The sequence below is a fragment of the Kitasatospora sp. NPDC041988 genome (assembly GCF_055588525.1).
The window spans coordinates 69,595-85,972 of sequence record NZ_JBVJCO010000001.1; the positions used below are offsets into that span (position 1 = coordinate 69,595).

The window sequence follows — 16,378 nt, forward strand, 5'->3', positions numbered from 1 at the left end:
CGGCGGCCGCCGGAGTCCGCGGCCCTAGGGGGTGGGTGGGGGCCGACCCCCCCCCCCCCCCCACCCCAACCCCCCCCCCCCCCCCCCCTCCTTCCCCCCCCCCCCCCCCCGGCACCCACGACCGAGGGCCTGTGAGGCGCGGCGGCGCTCACAGGCCCTCGGTCGTGGGCGTGTGTCAGGCCTGCTCGGCCGTCTCCGGCGGGGCCATGTCCTTGAGTACCGCCTCGACGTGCCGCTTGCGCAGCAGGGCGGCGAACAGGATGGCGCCGGTGAGCAGCAGCAGCGCACCGACGGCGAAAGCGGCCCTGAACCCGGAGACCTGGGCGGCGAGTTGGGTCGCGGTGTCCGGCGAGTCGACGCCGTCGAGTTCGCCGGCGGTGCGGCGCACCGCGATGGCCGAAAGGACGGCCAGGCCGATGGCGCCGCCGATCTCCTGCGTGGTCTGGTAGAGGCCGGAGGCCAGTCCGGCGTCCTCCTCGGGGACACCGGAGGTGGCCAGCAGGGTGACCGGGACGAACGCGATGCCCAGGCCGACGGAGAGCATCAGCAGGCCGGGCAGCAGGTCGCCGGCGTAGGAGCTGGAGGACTCGGGCAGGCGGGCCAGCAGCAGCATGCCGCCCGCGCTGACGGTGAGGCCGGCGGTGCCGACCGGGACGGGCCCCAGCCGCGAGACGGTGGGCTGGGCCAGGCCGGCACCCAGCATCACGCCGGTGGCGGCCGGCAGGAAGGCCAGTCCGGCCCGCAGCGGGCTGTAGTCGAGGATGCCCTGCAGGTAGAGCGAGGAGAAGAAGAACATCGAGAAGACGCCCGAGGTGAGCATCAGCAGCACGAGGTCGGCGACGGCCAGGGAGCGGATGCGGAAGATCCCGAACCGCACGATGGGCGAGCGGCCGCGCAGCGAGACCACGGTGAAGATCGCGAGCAGGACCGCCGCACCGGTGGCCGTCAGCAGGGTGCGGGTGGACGTCCACCCCCACGACTCGCTGTTGCTCAGGACCAGCACGAGCAGCAGCAGGCCGCCGGTGACGGTCACCGCGCCGACCACGTCGACCGAGCGGTCGCCGTCCTCGTTGAGCCGGGAGTCGGGGATCAGCCGGGAGCCGAACAGGACGACGGCGCCGATCGGGATGTTGATGAAGAAGATCCAGTGCCAGGACAGCGAGGCGGTCAGCAGGCCGCCGAGCAGCAGGCCGAGCGCGCCGCCCGCGGCCGCGATGGTGCCCCAGGCGCCGAGCGCCTTGGTGCGCAGCGAGGCGTCCTTGAACGAGGTGTTGATGATGGAGAGTCCGGCGGGTGCGATCATCGCCCCGGCCAGGCCCTGGACGCCGCGGCCCGCGATCAGCAGGGTGGCGTCGGTGGCCAGGCCGTTGACCGCGGAGGAGACGGTGAACAGGACGACGCCGGCGAGCAGCAGCCGCTTGCGGCCGAAGAGGTCGCCGAGGCGGCCGTTGAGGATGAGGAAGCCGCCGAACATCAGGGCGTAGATGTTGACGACCCATTGGAGGTCGCCCTGGCTCATGTCGAGGCCGGATTTGATGGACGGCAGGGCGACGTTCACGATCGTGGCGTCCAGGACGACCATCAGGTCGGCCAGGCACAGGAACACGATGATCAGTGCGGGCCGTCCCGGTCCGAGCGGTGCCGCGGCCGGGCTCGGGGGAGTGTCCTTCGCGGGTGAGGTGGTCACATGCGCTCCTGACGGACAGCAGGTCGGTGGACCCGGCGGTGCCGGCTCGCGGGATCGTAGCATCATAAGCGGACCATGTGGTCCGTTTCATGCGGACAGTGCCGCACCGGGCGCTCCCGGCGGGGCGAGCGGCGGTGCGGGCGGTGGTGCAGTGGCGGTGCGAGTGGTGCGAGTGCTGCAGGCCGTGCGGGTGGTGCGGTGGTGCAGGCGGTGCGGTCGGGCGGGCCGTGCTGGTCGCGGGGCCCGGTCGGGGGACCGGGCCCGGGGTCGCGGGCGGACGCTAGGGGGCGCCGAGTGCCTCGACGGCCCGGCGGTAGTGGGCCCGTGACGGGGCGCCGGTGCCCGCGCCGGCCGAGCCGGGTGCGGGTGCGGGTGCGGGTGAGTCGGGTGCCGGCGCGCGCAGGCCGGCGAAGACGACGTCGAGATAGCGCTGCCAGAGGTCGGGCAGGGTGGCCAGCAGCGGTGCGGCGGCCTGCCGGATGCCGCCGAGCAGCAGCAGGACGTCCACGGTGCTGATGTCCGCCCGTACCGCGCCCTCGTCCTGGGCCCGGCGCAGCAGGGTGTCCACCGCGTCGGTCAGCTTCCCCTCGGCCGTCAGGACCTCGGGGTGGGCGTGCGGCGGCAGTGAGAGGGATTCGAAGAAGCCCCGGTCCGCGGCGTACAGCCGGGCGGCGGCCTGCATGAAGGAGTACAGGGCCGCTGCCGGGTCCGCCTCGGAGCCCAGGGAGTCGGCGAGCTCGGTGAGTTCGTCGAGGCGTTCGGTGGCGATGGCGGCGACCAGGTGGTCCTTGGTGGGGAAGCAGCGGAACACCGTGCCCTTGCCCAGGCCCGCTTCCCGGACGATCTGGGAGACGGGGACGCCGAGGCCCCCGGCGGCGAAGGACCGGGCGGCGGCGTCGGTGAGCAGCCGCTGGTTGCGGACGGCGTCGGCGCGCGAGCGCGCCGCCGGTGCGCCGGGCGCGGGGGTGCTGGGCATGGTGCGGTACCTCCAGGGCGGTGGTGTCGGCGGCGGGGCCGTCCCGGCGCGGGGGTGGGGGTCATCGCCCCCGCCCGTCGGCCGGGTCGGTGCCGGCAGGCGCCCCGACGGAGTGCAGCAGGCGCCCGGCCTTATCGTGCCCGACCGGGACGGGCCCGACGACAGCGGGCCGAGCGCCCCGGTGTGGCCGGGTGCGGCCGGGAGGCCGGCTGGGGTCACCCGCTCGGGCCCGGACCCGAGCCCGGGGAAGCCCACCACAGGTTGCGGGCCCCGCCGGGCACGGCGGCCGGCCGCTACTGCCGGGGCTGTGGCGGCAGCAGGACCGGGACGCCGCCGACCACGGGGAAGGCGTGGGCGCACTCCAGGCAGGTCAGCGTTCGGTGGTCGTCGTCGGGGCGCAGGCCGGCGTCCGGGTGGTCGGGGCAGCCGAGGACGGTGAGAAGCGCGGGGTCGAGGGGCATCGGGATCTCCTCCTGGCGGGACGGTGCGGTCGGGGTGGTCGGGGGTGGGGTGGCCGTGGGCCGGTCAGGCCGGCTGGCCGTAGCGGGCGCGCAGTTCGCGTTTGAGGACCTTGCCGAGGAAGCTGCGGGGCAGCTTGTCGGTGACGATGTAGCGCGCCGGGTGTTCGGCCTTGGCCAGCCGGGTCTCGGCGAACACGCGGACGTCGTCGAGCCGGTCCTGGCCGGCCAGCACCAGGACGGCGGTGAGCGCCTGGCCGAGTTCCGGGTCGGGGAGGCCTATCACGGCCACCTCCCGGACGTCCGGGTGCTCGTACAGTTCGGCCTCGACGGCGATGCTGGATATCAGCGTTCCGCCACTGCGCACCGCGTCGGCCGAGCGGTCGAAGAAGGTCAGTTCGCCGTCCTCGTCGACGCGGCCGAGGTCGGTCATCCTGGTCCAGTCGCCGATGTTGAACCGCTGGTCGAGGTCGGTGTCGAGGTAGCGGCGCCTGGGTGCGCCGGTGCGCATCCAGATCTCGCCGACCTCGCCGGCCGGCAGCGGCCGCTGCTGCTCGTCGGTGATCCTCAGTTCGGTCCCGTGGGCGGGGCGCCCCATCGACAGCGGCCTGGCCGGGTCGAACAGGTGCAGGGTGACGGCGGGCGCGGCCTCCAGCGAGGTGTAGGCCATGGCGAGGGTCGCCCCGGGCAGCATGGCCAGCAGCTCACGGGCGACGGCCGGCGGGAACGCGGAGGAGGCGGTGGTGACGGTGTGGATGCTGGACAGGTCGTGCCGCTCGTGGACGCGGGCGCCCACCAGGGCCAGGGCGGTGGCCGGTGTGATCATCATCGAGCCGGCCCGGTGTCGGGCGACCGATGCGGCGATCCGCTCCGGGTCGTCGGGCGGGGCGACCAGCAGGATGCTGCGCGAGAGCAGCGACAGCGAGGCCGTGCCCTGGCTGGAGGAGGTGCCCAGCGGCATCGCGGCGAGCAGGTGGTCCGCGTGGCCGAGGGCGTCGATGGTCGGCTTGGCCCGCCCGAACATCATGTTGCCGTGCGGGACGGTGATGGCCTTGGGCCGGCCGGTGGTGCCCGAGGTGTAGAGGATGTCGGCGATGCCGTCGATGCGCGGCTGCTGGGCCGGCGGGTCGTCGCGGCCGGTGTCGAGCTCCTTCAGGTCGGCCGTCCAGCCGGTGAAACCGGCCGGCGGGGCAAGTGCGGTGCCGTGCACGATGCCGTTCACGCCGCACTCGGCCAGCCGGTGTGCGACCTCGTCGGCCGGCATCGTGTCGTTGAGGTGCAGCGCGGTCGCGCCGGCCCGCTGGGCGGCGTGGTAGGCGATGGAGTAGTCGATCCAGTCGAGCCCGCCGAAGTACAGGGCGATCCGGCGGCGGCGGGACTCCTCCAGGCGCAGCAGCCCGTGGGCGGCGGCGTCGGCCCGGCGGTTCCAGTCGCCGAAGGTGAGCGGGGCGCGGTCGTCGGTGATGATCGCGACGCCGTCGGGGTCGGCCGCCGCCCGCTCGCGCAGCAGGTCGGTGAGGGTGAGGCCGGGCGTGCCGCCCGGCTGTCCGTCGGTGGTGGTGGATCCCATGTCAGCCCCCCGGCCGGTCAGTTCTTCTCGAGGACGGTCAGCGGCACCCGCCAGACCTGGTGGCGTTCGCGGTCGGGGTCCGGCAGTGCCCGCAGGGCCGCCACGACCGGGACGACCAGGCGCTGCCAGTCCTGCCGGTCGACGTCCTTGAGGTAGGACCAGACCCGGCCGGCGATGCTGTCCGCGTACTGGTTGGGCGTCAGGTCGATCTCGTACGGGTTGACCGACGCCTCCTGGAGCACCCGCAGGCCCACCTTGGCGGCGGCGTCCGCGAGCCGCTCGGGGGTGTCGGGCACCTGCGGCTTGAGGATGTTCAGCGGGGCCTCGGCCGCGACCAGGTCGTCGGGCTCGGCGACGGGGACGCCGTGCACGGTGACCAGGCGGCCGCCGGGGGCGAGCACCCGGGAGGTCTCGGCGAGCACGCGCTGCATGTCGTCCACCACGTGCAGCACGTGCACCATGATCACGTTGGGCAGCGAGCCGGAGGCGAACGGCAGGTGCGCGCCGCTGCCGACCACGACCCGCCCGTCCAGACGGCTGTGCGCGCGGGCGGCCATCTGCGGGGCGACATCCACGCCGAGCACGCTGTGGCCGAGCTCGGTCAGGCCGACGTCGACCAGGCCGGTGCCCAGGCCGATGTCGAGCACCGGGCCCGGGAGCAGGTGGGGGGAGAGGTCCGCGGCGGCCTTGCGCCCGCGCTCCAGGCCGCCGTGGTACGCGTCGTACTCGTCCGCGTCCTTGTCGAACCGCAGGGACTCGCTGGTGACAGAGGTCATGAAGGCGCACTCCAATCAGGGGGCCGTGAGCAGCCACAGCCCGCGTCGAGCCAAGAGGACCACGCGGTCCGCTTGTGCGGGAGTCTAGTCGATCTGCGGCCGCGAGGGGTTGCCCAACATTGAGCAGAGCCCCCTTTCCGGGCCCGGTTAGCGTGGCCGCACCGCGGAGCCGGGTGTGCGGACCGGCCACCGGCCCATCCCGCGGAACCGGGCAGAAAGGAATCCCCCATGGCGTGGACCGATATTGCGCCGGCCGCCGAACAGGTCGCCGAGCCGGCCGAGCAGCTCCTGCACACCGGAAATTCCGGGCTGATCATCCACCGGGTCGGACAGCTCACCTACGAATTCCGGACCGAGGGCCGCTCGTTCGCCCGGGATCTGCAGTTCTTCACCAACAAGGCGCTGCACCCGAACGCCACCACGTTCGTCTACGAGGAGCTGTTCGGCACCCAGGACCGGCTGCACTGGCTGATCCACATGCGGGCCCCCAACGACTACGGCCAACTGCTGGAAATGGTCGACCACAACACGGAGTTCCAGGAGGTCGCCACCAACGACCGGCTCACCGAGCAGGGCGGCGGCAACTGGGAGCGGATGTTCGTCCAGGGCTCCTTCCAGGAGAAGGTGATCGTCCCCCAGCACGGCCTCACCCACGCCGACCACGACGAGGACCTCGGCGGCCTCTTCGCGGTGCCGGCCCGCTACCAGAGCCGCCAGCCCGTCGAGCAGCAGCTGAACAGCGCCAACGCCGGCGTCATCGTCCACCGCGCCGGACAGGTCAAGTTCGAGTTCCGCAAGGACGGCCGCAACTTCGCCTTCGCCTGGCTCGACCGGATCAACGAGAAGCTCGCCGGCCACGCCACCGTCTTCCTCTACGAGGAGCAGTGGGGCACCCAGGACCGCATCCACTGGATGATCCACCTGCGCAGCCTCGACGACTACCGCCTGATCGTCGAACTGGAGCGGACCGACCCCGAGTTCCGCGAGATCCTGACCGGCCCGCGGATCCCGGCCGGCCGCGGCGGCGGCACCTGGGGCCGGATGTTCCTGGACGGCACCCTCCAGGAGACCGTCCTGGTCCCGCACCACGCGCCGGCGGCCGGTTAGATGGAGGTCGGCATCGAGGCGGTCAACGCCTACGTCGGCCGGGCCTCGCTCGACGTGCGGACCCTGTTCGAGGCCCGCGGGCTGGACGTGCGCCGCTTCGGCAACCTGATGATGCGCCAGAAGTCGGTCAACCTGCCCTGCGAGGACGCCGTCAGCAACGCCGTCAACGCCGCGAAACCGCTCGTCGACGCCCTCACCCCGGCCGAACGGGACCGGATCGAACTGGTCGTCGTCGGCACCGAATCCGGCCTGGACTACGGCAAACCGCTGAGCACCTACGTGCACGACGCCCTCGGCCTGGGCCGCCGATGCCGCTCCTTCGAGACCAAACACGCCTGCTACGGCGGCACCGCGGCACTGCGCAGCGCCGCCTCCATCCTCGCCGTCGGCGGCGACCCGGACGCCAAGGCCCTGGTGATCGCCGCCGACGCGGCCTCCGCCGCCGCCCGCGACACCTACTGGGAACCCTCCCAGGGGGCCGGCGCCGTGGCGATGATCGTCGGCGGCCGGCCGCGGATCCTGGCCCTCGACCCGGGAGCCAGCGGCTTCCACAGCTTCGAGGTGATGGACACCCTGCGCCCCCGCCCGGACCTGGAGGCCGGCAACTCCGACCTCTCCCTGCTCTCCTACCTGACCTGCCTGGAACAGAGCTACCGTCACTACGCCGAGCGCGTGGCCGGGGCGGACATCGTCACCACCTTCGACCGCCTCGTCCTGCACACCCCCTTCGCCGGCATGGTCCGCGGCGCCCACCGCACCCTGCTGCGCACCCTCAAGGGGTACAGCGCCGCCAAGACCGAGGCCGACTTCGAGCAGCGCACCGCCCCCTCGCTCGACTACTGCACCCGGGTCGGCAACGTCTACTCCGCCGCGCTCTACCTCGCCCTGTGCTCGATGATCGACCACGACGGACCCGGTGCCGGGGCCCGCCGGGTCGGACTGTTCTCCTACGGCTCGGGCTGCGCCTCGGAGTTCTACAGCGGCGTGGTGCCCGAGGGCGCGGGCGCGCAGCTCGCCGCCCTCGGCATCGACGCCGCCATCGAGGACCGCTACCCGCTCTCGATGCCCGAGTACGAGACGATCGCCGACGGCGGCGCGCTGCGCATGGCCGGCGTCCGCGACCAGGTCTTCGACCCCGCCGACCACGGGCCCGTCTACGAGCGGGCCTTCGCCGGCCGGGGGCTGCTGGTCCTCGACGAGATCAGCGGATTCCACCGGAGGTACCGGTGGAGCTGACCACGCCCGCCGCGGGCAGCCCGCGCACGCTGCGCCTGGAACGGGACCGCGGCCGGCTCACGGTCACGCTCACCAGGCCCGCCGAGCGCAACAGCATCACCCGCGAGCTGATCACCGAACTCGGGGCCGCCCTGGACCTCGCCGAACAGGCCGAGGACTGCCGGGTGGTCGTCCTGCGGGCCGAGGGCGACACCTTCTGCAGCGGTATGGACCTCTCCGGCGTGGCCGAGGCCGCCCGGCCGGACGCCGCGGACACCCGCCAGGGCGGGGAGGACTACTTCGCGCTGCTGGAGCGCCTCACCACGATCGGGCGGATCGTGGTGGCCCAGGTGGACGGCCAGGCGGTCGGCGGCGGCGTCGGGCTGGTCGCGGCCAGCGACTTCGTGCACGCCACCGGCCGCAGCCGCTTCAGCCTCCCCGAGGCGCTGTGGGGGCTGCTGCCCTGCTCGGTCCTGCCGTTCCTGATCCGCCGGGTCGGCTTCCAGCGGGCGTACGCCATGTCGCTCGGCACCCTGCCGGTCGCCGCGCGGGAGGCGGCGGCCCACGGGCTCGTCGACGAACTCGCCGACGACCCGGCGCCGGCGCTGCGCCGGCTGCTCTTCCGCGCCTCCAAACTGCCCCCGGACACGGTGGCCGACCTCAAGAGCTACATGCGCCGGCTGTGGATCCTCGACGACCGCACCCAGCGGACGGCGGTCGACGAGTTCGTCCGGCTGATGACCACCGGCCCGGTCCACGAGCGGATCGCCGGCTACACGGCCGGGAGCGCCGGGACCGCCGGGACCGCCGGGACGGGCCCCACCGCGCCGCTGCCGCCGCGCTGAACCCGGCTCTGCGGCCCGGCGCTCCGCCCCTCCGGCACCGCGCCTGGCCGGCGCCCCGGCGGCTCCGGTGACCTCGACGGTTCCCGTGACCCCGACGACTCCGATCGACTCCGACGACGAGAGGACACCCGTGCGCGCCTGGATCTTCCCGGGACAGGGATCGCATCGGCGGGGCATGGGCGCCGGGCTCATCGAGCGCTTCCCGCAGCAGCTGGCGACGGCCGACACCGTCCTGGGCTACCCGCTCGCACCGCTCCTCCTGGACGACCCGGACCAGCGGCTGACCGACACCCGCTACGCCCAGCCGGCGCTCTTCACGGTGGAGGCGCTCACCGTGCTGGCCGCCCGCGCCGACGGCGAACCCGGGCCCGACGTCCTGGCCGGCCACAGCCTGGGCGAGTACGCGGCGCTGTTCGCGGCGGGCTGCTTCGACTTCGAGACCGGGCTGCGGCTGGTCAAACGGCGCGGCGAGCTGATGTCCGGCGCCGCGGACGGTGCCACGGAGGGCGCCGCGGAGGGAGCCACGGACGGTGCCACCGGCGGTGTCCCGGCCGGCGCCGCGGGCGGGGGAGGGGACGGGGGGATGATCGCCGTCGTCGGCCTGCCCGCCGAGCAACTGGCCGAGGCCCTGGCCCGTTACGGCGCCGACGCGGTGGACATCGCCAACCACAACGCGAGTACCCAGCTGGTCCTCTCCGGCCCGGCCGCCGAGCTGAGAACGGTGGCCGCCCGGCTGCGCGAGGAGAAGGCGGCCAGGACGGTGCCGCTGGCCGTCCGCACCGCCTTCCACTCCCGGTACATGCGCGAGGCCGCCACCGCGTTCGCCGCCCACCTGGCCGGCTTCACGCTGCGCCCGCCCGCCGTACCGGTGATCGCCAACGTCACCGCCGCGCCGTACGGCAGCGACGTGGCCGCGCTGCTGGCCCGTCAGATCGCCGAACCCGTCCACTGGGCGCAGAGCATGGCGCGCCTGATCGACCTCGGCGTGCGCGAGGCGCGCGAGTGCGGGCCGGGCACGGTGCTGACCGGGCTCTGGCAGACGGCCCTGAAGGACCGCGGGGCCACCGCCCCGCAGCCGCCGGAACCCGCGCCCCCGACCCGCCCGCAGCACGTCCGCCCGCAGCCTGTCCGTCCGCAGCCTGTCCGTCCGCAGCCCGTCCACCGGGAACCCGCCGGCCCGCAAGCGGCTCCGGCCCCGGTGGTGTTCCGGCCGGAGAGCCTCGGCAGTGCCGAGTTCCGGGCGGACCACCGTGTGCGGGCCGCGTACCTGGCGGGCTCGATGTACAAGGGCATCTCCTCGGCCGAATTGGTCCTGCGGATGGGCCGCGCCGGCCTGCTGGGCTTCCTCGGCACCGGCGGCCTCGGCCTCGACCGGATCGAGCGCGACCTCGCCCGGATCGCCCGGGAGCTGGGCCCCGACCGCCCGTACGGCGCCAACCTGCTGCACACGCCCGCCGACCCGGCGCGGGAGTGGGTGCTGGCGGGGCTCGTCGTCCGCTCCGGGGTGCGCTGCGTGGAGGCGGCCGGCTTCACCCGGATCACCCCCGCGCTGGTCCGGGCCCGGTTCAGCGGCGCCCGCCGGGACGCCGACGGCCGGCCCCGGGCCGGGCGCCACGTGGTGGCCAAGGTCTCCCGGCCGGAGGTCGCCCAGGCCTTCCTGGCACCGCCGCCCGCGGCGCTGGTGGGCCGGCTGCTCGCCGAGGGCGCGCTCACCGCGCAGGAGGCGCAGATCGCCCGGGAGCTGCCGGTCAGCGGCGACCTCTGTGTGGAGTCCGACTCCGGGGGTCACACCGACGGCGCCGTGGCGCTGGCCCTGCTGCCCACCGTCGCCCGGCTGCGCGACCGGGCGGGCGCCGAGTACGGCTACCACCGGCGGGTGCGGGTCGGGGCGGCCGGCGGGCTCGGCACCCCCGAGGCGGTGGCGGCGGTGTTCCTGATGGGCGCCGACTTCGTCCTGACCGGCTCCGTCAACCAGTGCACCCCCGAGGCGGGCACCGCGGACGCGGTGAAGGACATGCTGGCCGGGCTGGACGTCCAGGACACCGCCTACGCGCCGGCCGGCGACATGTTCGAACTGGGCGCGCGGGTCCAGGTGGTCCGCAAGGGCACGCTGTTCCCGGCCCGGGCGAACAAGCTCTACCAGCTCTACCGGCAGCACGACGGCCTGGACGGGCTGGACGCCGCGACCCGGCGCTCGCTGGAGGAACAGTGTTTCGGCCGCCCGGTCGAGGAGGTCTGGCGGGAGACCGAGGCACACCTGGCCCGCACCGCTCCCGAGGAGCTGGCCCGAGCCGCCCGCAGCCCCCGCCACCGGATGGCCCTGGTCTTCCGTTGGTACTTCGTCCACTCGACCCGGCTGGCCCTGCGCGGTGCCCCCGACCAGCAGGTCAACTACCAGATCCACTGCGGCCCGGCGATGGGCGCGTTCAACCAGCTCGTCGCCGGCACCGAGCTGGCCGACTGGCGCCGGCGCCATGTGGACGTCATCGCCGGCCACCTGATGACGGGCGCCGCCGCCGTGCTGGCCGACCGGACGAACGAACTACGGCGTGCGCAATTGTGAGCAGGAAAAAGACACCCCGGCTGAATAGTCTCTGACAGGCGAATTCCAGAATGCTCCGGAATTCGCTCGCATTCGATCAGGAGGGCCCCATGTCGACATCGGAGACCGGAGCACCGGAATCCATTGAAAACGCCCGGGCGGCCGTGCCGCCGGCCGGCGGCCAGACCGTTCTGGCGCCGGAGCACATCCTGCACTCCGGGAACTCCGGAATGATCGTCGAACGCACCGCCCAGGTCCGCGGTGAATTCCACTCGGAATCCCGTGAGTTCGCCCGGGAACTCGCCGAGTACATCAACACCACCCAGCAGGGCGTGGCGAGCGTCTTCGTCTACGAGGAGACCTTCGGCACCAAGGACCTCGTGCACTGGCTGATCCACCTGAAGTCGATGGACAGCTACGAGACGCTGGTCCGCATGGGCAGCCAGGACGAGGGCTACCGCAACCTCTTCGGCAAGATCAGGATCGGCGAGGAGAAGGGCGGTGGCAGCTGGGCCCGCATGTTCGTCGACGGCACCCTGCGCGAGGCCGTCCTGCTGCCGCAGTTCTGGGGCATGTACGGCACCGCGGTGGACGGCACCCTGGAACGCCAGAGCTCCGTCTTCAAGGACACCGGCACCGCCGTCGTGCTCCCGTCGGCCCGCCACCAGACCGGCCAGGGCGACGACCAGCTGCTGCACTCCGCCAACGCCGGCCTCCTCATCCACCGCACCGCCCAGATCGAGTACGACTACCGCTCCGAGGCCCGCCAGTTCGCCCGCGAGGCCGCCGCCGCGATCAACGACAACCTGGCCGGCGAAGCCACCGTCCTCCTGTACGAGGAGGCGTTCGGCCCGGCGGACCGCATCCACTGGCTGATCCACCTGCGCTCGTTGGGCACCTACCAGCGCCTGCTCCAGCTGCACGTCCAGAACGAGAGCGTCCGGGAGATCTTCTTCCGGGAGCGGGCGCCCGAGAAGGGCTCCGGCGGCACCTGGGCCCGGATGTTCGTCCAGGGCACCATGCAGGACGTCGCCCTGACACCGCACCACTGGGGCCTGTACGCCACGCAGTACCCGTCCGCGGGCTGACCCGCCCGCCGAGGACCAGGAGGTGTCGGCCATGAGCGGCCGGACGCTGCACGAGATCTTCCAAGACCGGGCCCGCGAGGCGCCCGACCGGATCGCCGTCACCGCGGCCTCCGGGCAGCTGACCTACGGCGAACTCGACGCCCGGGCCGAGGAGCTGGCGGCCCGTCTGACGGCGCGCGGAGTCGGCCCCGGCACGCTCGTCGGGCTCGCCGCCCACCGCGGCGCCGACCTGGTGGTCGGCCTGCTCGGCATCCTCAAGGCCGGCGGGGCCTACGTCCCGCTCGACCCCGACTACCCCGAGGCCAGGCTGCTCCACCTGGTCACCGACACCGGCGTCGAGGTGGTGGCGGCCACCGGCCCGGCGGCCAAGGCGCTGCCGGACGCGCTGACCGCCCAGGTCGTGCCGATCACCGCCGAGGCCACGCCGGCCGGCGCCGGAGCGCGCGAGCGCACCCAGGCGGCCGACCGGGACCTCGCCTACGTGATCCACACCTCCGGATCGACCGGCCTGCCCAAGGGCGTCCTGGTCGAACACCGCCAGGTGGTCCGCCTGTTCGACACCACCCGGGACTGGTTCGGGTTCGGCCCCGACGACGTCTGGACGCTCTTCCACTCCGCCAGCTTCGACTTCTCCGTCTGGGAACTCTGGGGCGCCCTGCTGCACGGCGGCCGGCTGGTCGTGGTCGACAAGGACACCACCCGCCGGCCCGCCGAGCTGCACGCGCTGCTGCGCGCCGAGCGGGTCACCGTGCTCAACCAGACCCCCTCCGCCTTCCGCCAGCTCGCCGCCGCCGACGCCGAGGCGCCGGGGCCGGACGCTCTCGCGCTGCGCCTGGTCGTCCTCGGCGGGGAGCGCCTGGACGTGCGCGACCTGGCCGGCTGGCTGGAGCGGCACGGGGACGCGTCGCCCCGGCTGGTCAACATGTACGGCATCACCGAGACCTGCGTGCACGCGAGTTACCGGCCGATCACCGCGGCCGACCTGGCCACACCCGAGCACAGCCCGATCGGCGTCCCGCTGCCCGACCTGGACTTCGTCCTGGCCGGCCCGGACGGCGCCCCGGTGCTCGACGGCACTCCCGGCGAGATCCTCATCGCCGGTGCCGGCGTCACCCGCGGCTACCTGAACCGGCCTGAGCTGACCGCCGAGCGCTTCACCACGGAGTCCTTCGGCGGCGGGCCCGTCGCCCGGTACTACCACTCGGGCGACCTCGCCGTGCGCACCCCCGACGGGCAGCTGCGCTACCTCGGCCGGATCGACGACCAGCTCAAGGTCCGGGGCTTCCGGATCGAACCGCGCGAGATCGAGCACCGGCTGCTCGGCCACCCCCTGGTGCGCGCGGCCGTCGTCCTCGCGCACGACGTCGACGGAGACGTCCGGCTGGCCGCGTTCGTGGTGCCCGAGCCCCGCCGACCCGCCGACCCGGCCGTCGACCCGGCCACGCTGCCCGACGACCTCGCCGGGCACGCCGCCGCCGGCCTCCCGGCCCACCTGCGGCCCTCGCTCTACCGGGTGGTCGACGACCTCCCGCTCACCCCGCAGGGCAAGACCGACCGGGACGCGCTGCACCGGCTCCTCGACACCGAGCCCGCCGCCCTCCCGGACCAGTACGCCCCCGGCGGACCGACCGTCCTCGACGCCGTGACGGCCATCGTCCACGAGGTCCTGCGCGGCCCCCGCCCGCCCGCCCCCGAGGCCGACCTCTTCGACACCGGGGCCACCTCGCTCGCGTTCACCCGCATCCTCGCCCAGCTGAACCGGCGCTTCGCGCTGCGCCTGACCGGCGCCGAGCTGGACGGCGAGGCGAGCATCGCCCGGCTGGCCGCGTGCGTGGCGCAGCAGAGCGGCCGCCACCCCGGGCAGGGCGCCGGCGGCGACCACGACAACCCCGTGAAGGAGCAGGCATGACCCGGGCAGCAGACGGCCGCGCGTTCGCGCTGTCGGCCGAGGAGCTGGAGAGCTTCCGTACCAACGGCTTCTTCGGGCCGTTCAAGGTCTACGAGCCCGAGGAGATGACCGCCCAGTGGCGGCGCGAGCGGCTGGCGCTGATGGACCGCTCGATGGCCGTCTACGGTGACGAGGCCGCCTCCTCCGGCAACACCAACATCTCCAACTACGACCGCCACCTGGACTCGGCGTTCCTGGCCGACCACATCGGCCGGGCCGAGATCGTGGACCGCGTGGTCGGCGCCCTGGGCCCGGACGTGCTCTGCTGGCGCACCGAGTTCTTCCCCAAGTACCCCGGCGACGAGGGCACCGACTGGCACCAGGCGGACACCTTCGCCAACGCCTCCGGCAAGCCGCAGATCCTGTGGCCGCCGGAGTTCAAGGAGTTCGGCGGCACCATCACGGTGTGGACCGCCTTCACCGAGGCCACCGTCGACAACGGCTGCCTGCAGTTCATCCCCGGCTCGCACGAGCAGATGAACTACGACGAGGCCAAGAAGATGCACTACGACCCGGACCGGATCAACCAGCAGGACAAGGACGGCGTGCGGCGCGGCTTCTTCGGCTACGACTACCGCGAGCTGCGCAAGGACGAGAACTTCGTCCCCGACGAGTCCAAGGCCGTCTCGATGGTGATGAAGCCGGGCGAGGCGATCATGTTCTGGTCCACCCTGATGCACGCCTCGCACCCCAACGACGGGGCCGAGCAGCGGATGCGGATGGGCTTCGCCTCCCGCTACGTCCCCACCTCGGTACGGGTCTACCCGGACACCGAGGTGATCGAGGAGTACGGCGGCGAGGTCTCGCTGGACCGCTACGGCGCCGTCCTGGTGGCCGGCCAGGACGTCCACGGGCACAACCGGCTGACGGACCGTACCACCCGGGGCCATGTCTTCCCGGTCTGACGCAGGCGCCGGAGCGGGCCTCGCGCCCGCTCCGGCGGCCCGGCTCGCCGAGGCCGTGCTGTCGCTGCGCCCGCTGCTCGACGTGCTGGCCCCGGTGACCGTCCCGGCCGGGTCCCGGGCCCGGTCCCTCGGCCCGCTGCTGGCGGCCGTCACCCGCCGCCTCGGCGCCCCGCCCGTGGCGGTGCGCGCCGAGACGGGGGAGCCGGACACCTTCGCCCGGGTGGTCGCCGCCCGGCTGGACCTCGCGGGCCTGCCGGGCAGTACGGACGCCATGGCCGACGCCGCGGCCGATGCCGTCGTCGACGCGGTGGTCGACGCTGCGGTCGACGAGGTCGTCGCCGCCGACTTCGAGGGGTTCTGCACCCGGCTGGACGCCACGGCGCCCGACGGTGCGCCACTGCGGGTGCTCACCGCGGGGCGGCCCGCCGAACGCGCCGTGGTGCTGGCCCTGGCCCCCGGCATGCCCGCCCGGCTGGCCGAGCGGTGGATCCGCGAACTCGCCCGCACCCACTACGTGGTGACCTGGGAGAGCCGCGGCCTCTTCGCCGGCCCGGGCGACCCGGCACCGCCCGGCTACGACGTCACCGCCCAGGCCGGCGACCTGCTGGCCGCCCTCGACCGCGCCGGCGCCGCCCGGGCACACGTGGTCGGCCTGTGTGGCGGGGCCGTGCCGGCCGTCGCGGCCGCCGCGCTGGACCCGGGGCGGATCACCTCGCTCAGTCTCTGGCACGGTGACGTCCACCTCGGCCCGGACAGCCCCCGGACGGACCACCAGCGCAACCTGCACGCCCTGCTGGAGATGGCCTGCGAGGACCCGGACCTGGCCGGGACGATCCACGCCACCCTCTGCCGCTCGATCGGCGACAGCGTCCCGGCCGACCTCGCCCACCTGGTGCTCTACCCGTACGCGACGGTCGAACTGTTCGGCCGCTACTGCGCGTTGAACAACGCGGTGATGGGCACGGACCTGCGCCCCCACCTCGCCCGGGTGAGCGCGCCCGCGCTCGTCGTGACCAGCGCGGACGACGACACCGCCCACCCCGGCGCGTCCGCCCTGGTCGCCGCCGCGCTGCCGGGCTCGGTGAGCGTGGTGCGCCCGCACGGCGACCACCTCTCGCTGTTCCGCGGTGAACCCGCGCTCTTCGAGACGCTGGACGCCTTCCTCGCCGAGCACCCAATCTGACACCCCTGCGCTTGCTCCGCCCTGCGCCTGCGTCTGTCCAGTCCCGTGTCTGTCCCTGCCCCTGCCCCTGCCCCGCTG

Annotated in this window: 13 protein-coding genes; 8 read left to right on the forward strand and 5 right to left on the reverse strand. The window is 73.8% G+C overall.

The genetic code is table 11. The features are described 5' to 3' along the window. Nucleotides 1-175: 175 nt before the first annotated feature. The 5 genes from ACZ6NC_RS00345 to ACZ6NC_RS00365 all read right to left on the reverse strand — a co-directional run bounded on the left by ACZ6NC_RS00345 (nt 176) and on the right by ACZ6NC_RS00365 (nt 5,467). Nucleotides 176-1,687: an MFS transporter gene (locus tag ACZ6NC_RS00345; protein ID WP_465727337.1), complete on the reverse strand. Its 1,512-nt coding sequence runs from the start codon at nt 1,685-1,687 to the stop codon at nt 176-178. A 280-nt stretch (nt 1,688-1,967) separates the two neighbouring features. Next, nucleotides 1,968-2,663: a TetR/AcrR family transcriptional regulator gene (locus ACZ6NC_RS00350; protein WP_465727339.1), complete on the reverse strand. Its 696-nt coding sequence runs from the start codon at nt 2,661-2,663 to the stop codon at nt 1,968-1,970. 293 nt (nt 2,664-2,956) lie between these two features. Further along, nucleotides 2,957-3,124 (reverse strand): Trm112 family protein, encoded by a 168-nt coding sequence (locus ACZ6NC_RS00355; protein WP_465727341.1) that lies wholly within the window; start codon nt 3,122-3,124, stop codon nt 2,957-2,959. A 64-nt stretch (nt 3,125-3,188) separates the two neighbouring features. Next, nucleotides 3,189-4,691: a class I adenylate-forming enzyme family protein gene (locus tag ACZ6NC_RS00360; RefSeq protein ID WP_465727343.1), complete on the reverse strand. Its 1,503-nt coding sequence runs from the start codon at nt 4,689-4,691 to the stop codon at nt 3,189-3,191. 17 nt (nt 4,692-4,708) lie between these two features. Then, entirely contained in the window at nt 4,709-5,467 is a 759-nt protein-coding gene (locus ACZ6NC_RS00365) for a class I SAM-dependent methyltransferase (RefSeq protein ID WP_465727345.1), read from the reverse strand. Between the two features lie 228 nt (nt 5,468-5,695). Here ACZ6NC_RS00365 and ACZ6NC_RS00370 point away from each other — a divergent pair, with 228 nt between their 5' ends. The 8 genes from ACZ6NC_RS00370 (at nt 5,696) to ACZ6NC_RS00405 (ending at nt 16,300) form a co-directional block, all read left to right on the forward strand. Continuing rightward, nucleotides 5,696-6,574 carry a DUF6039 family protein gene (locus ACZ6NC_RS00370; RefSeq protein ID WP_465727347.1) on the forward strand — a complete coding sequence of 293 codons (879 nt, stop codon included), beginning with the start codon at nt 5,696-5,698 and terminating at the stop codon, nt 6,572-6,574. Continuing rightward, nucleotides 6,575-7,810, forward strand: coding sequence for a hydroxymethylglutaryl-CoA synthase family protein (locus tag ACZ6NC_RS00375; protein ID WP_465727349.1), 1,236 nt, complete (start codon nt 6,575-6,577; stop codon nt 7,808-7,810). It abuts the gene before it with no gap. After that, nucleotides 7,801-8,634, forward strand: a complete 834-nt coding sequence (locus ACZ6NC_RS00380) for an enoyl-CoA hydratase-related protein (RefSeq protein ID WP_465727351.1) — start codon at nt 7,801-7,803, stop codon at nt 8,632-8,634. The genes ACZ6NC_RS00375 and ACZ6NC_RS00380 overlap by 10 nt, the downstream gene beginning before the upstream one ends. Nucleotides 8,635-8,764: 130 nt before the next feature. Further along, the gene (locus ACZ6NC_RS00385; RefSeq protein ID WP_465728287.1) at nt 8,765-11,197 is read left to right on the forward strand and encodes a PfaD family polyunsaturated fatty acid/polyketide biosynthesis protein; all 2,433 of its coding nucleotides are present in this window, start codon (nt 8,765-8,767) and stop codon (nt 11,195-11,197) included. 89 nt (nt 11,198-11,286) lie between these two features. Next, nucleotides 11,287-12,264, forward strand: a complete 978-nt coding sequence (locus ACZ6NC_RS00390) for a DUF6039 family protein (protein WP_465727353.1) — start codon at nt 11,287-11,289, stop codon at nt 12,262-12,264. A gap of 31 nt (nt 12,265-12,295) precedes the next feature. Further along, nucleotides 12,296-14,173, forward strand: a complete 1,878-nt coding sequence (locus ACZ6NC_RS00395) for an amino acid adenylation domain-containing protein (RefSeq protein WP_465727355.1) — start codon at nt 12,296-12,298, stop codon at nt 14,171-14,173. Beyond that, complete coding sequence (locus ACZ6NC_RS00400) at nt 14,170-15,117, forward strand: chlorinating enzyme (protein ID WP_465727357.1); 948 nt, start codon at nt 14,170-14,172, stop codon at nt 15,115-15,117. The genes ACZ6NC_RS00395 and ACZ6NC_RS00400 overlap by 4 nt, the downstream gene beginning before the upstream one ends. Next, nucleotides 15,101-16,300, forward strand: a complete 1,200-nt coding sequence (locus ACZ6NC_RS00405) for an alpha/beta fold hydrolase (protein ID WP_465727359.1) — start codon at nt 15,101-15,103, stop codon at nt 16,298-16,300. The genes ACZ6NC_RS00400 and ACZ6NC_RS00405 overlap by 17 nt, the downstream gene beginning before the upstream one ends. The last annotated feature ends 78 nt before the right edge of the window (nt 16,301-16,378 follow it).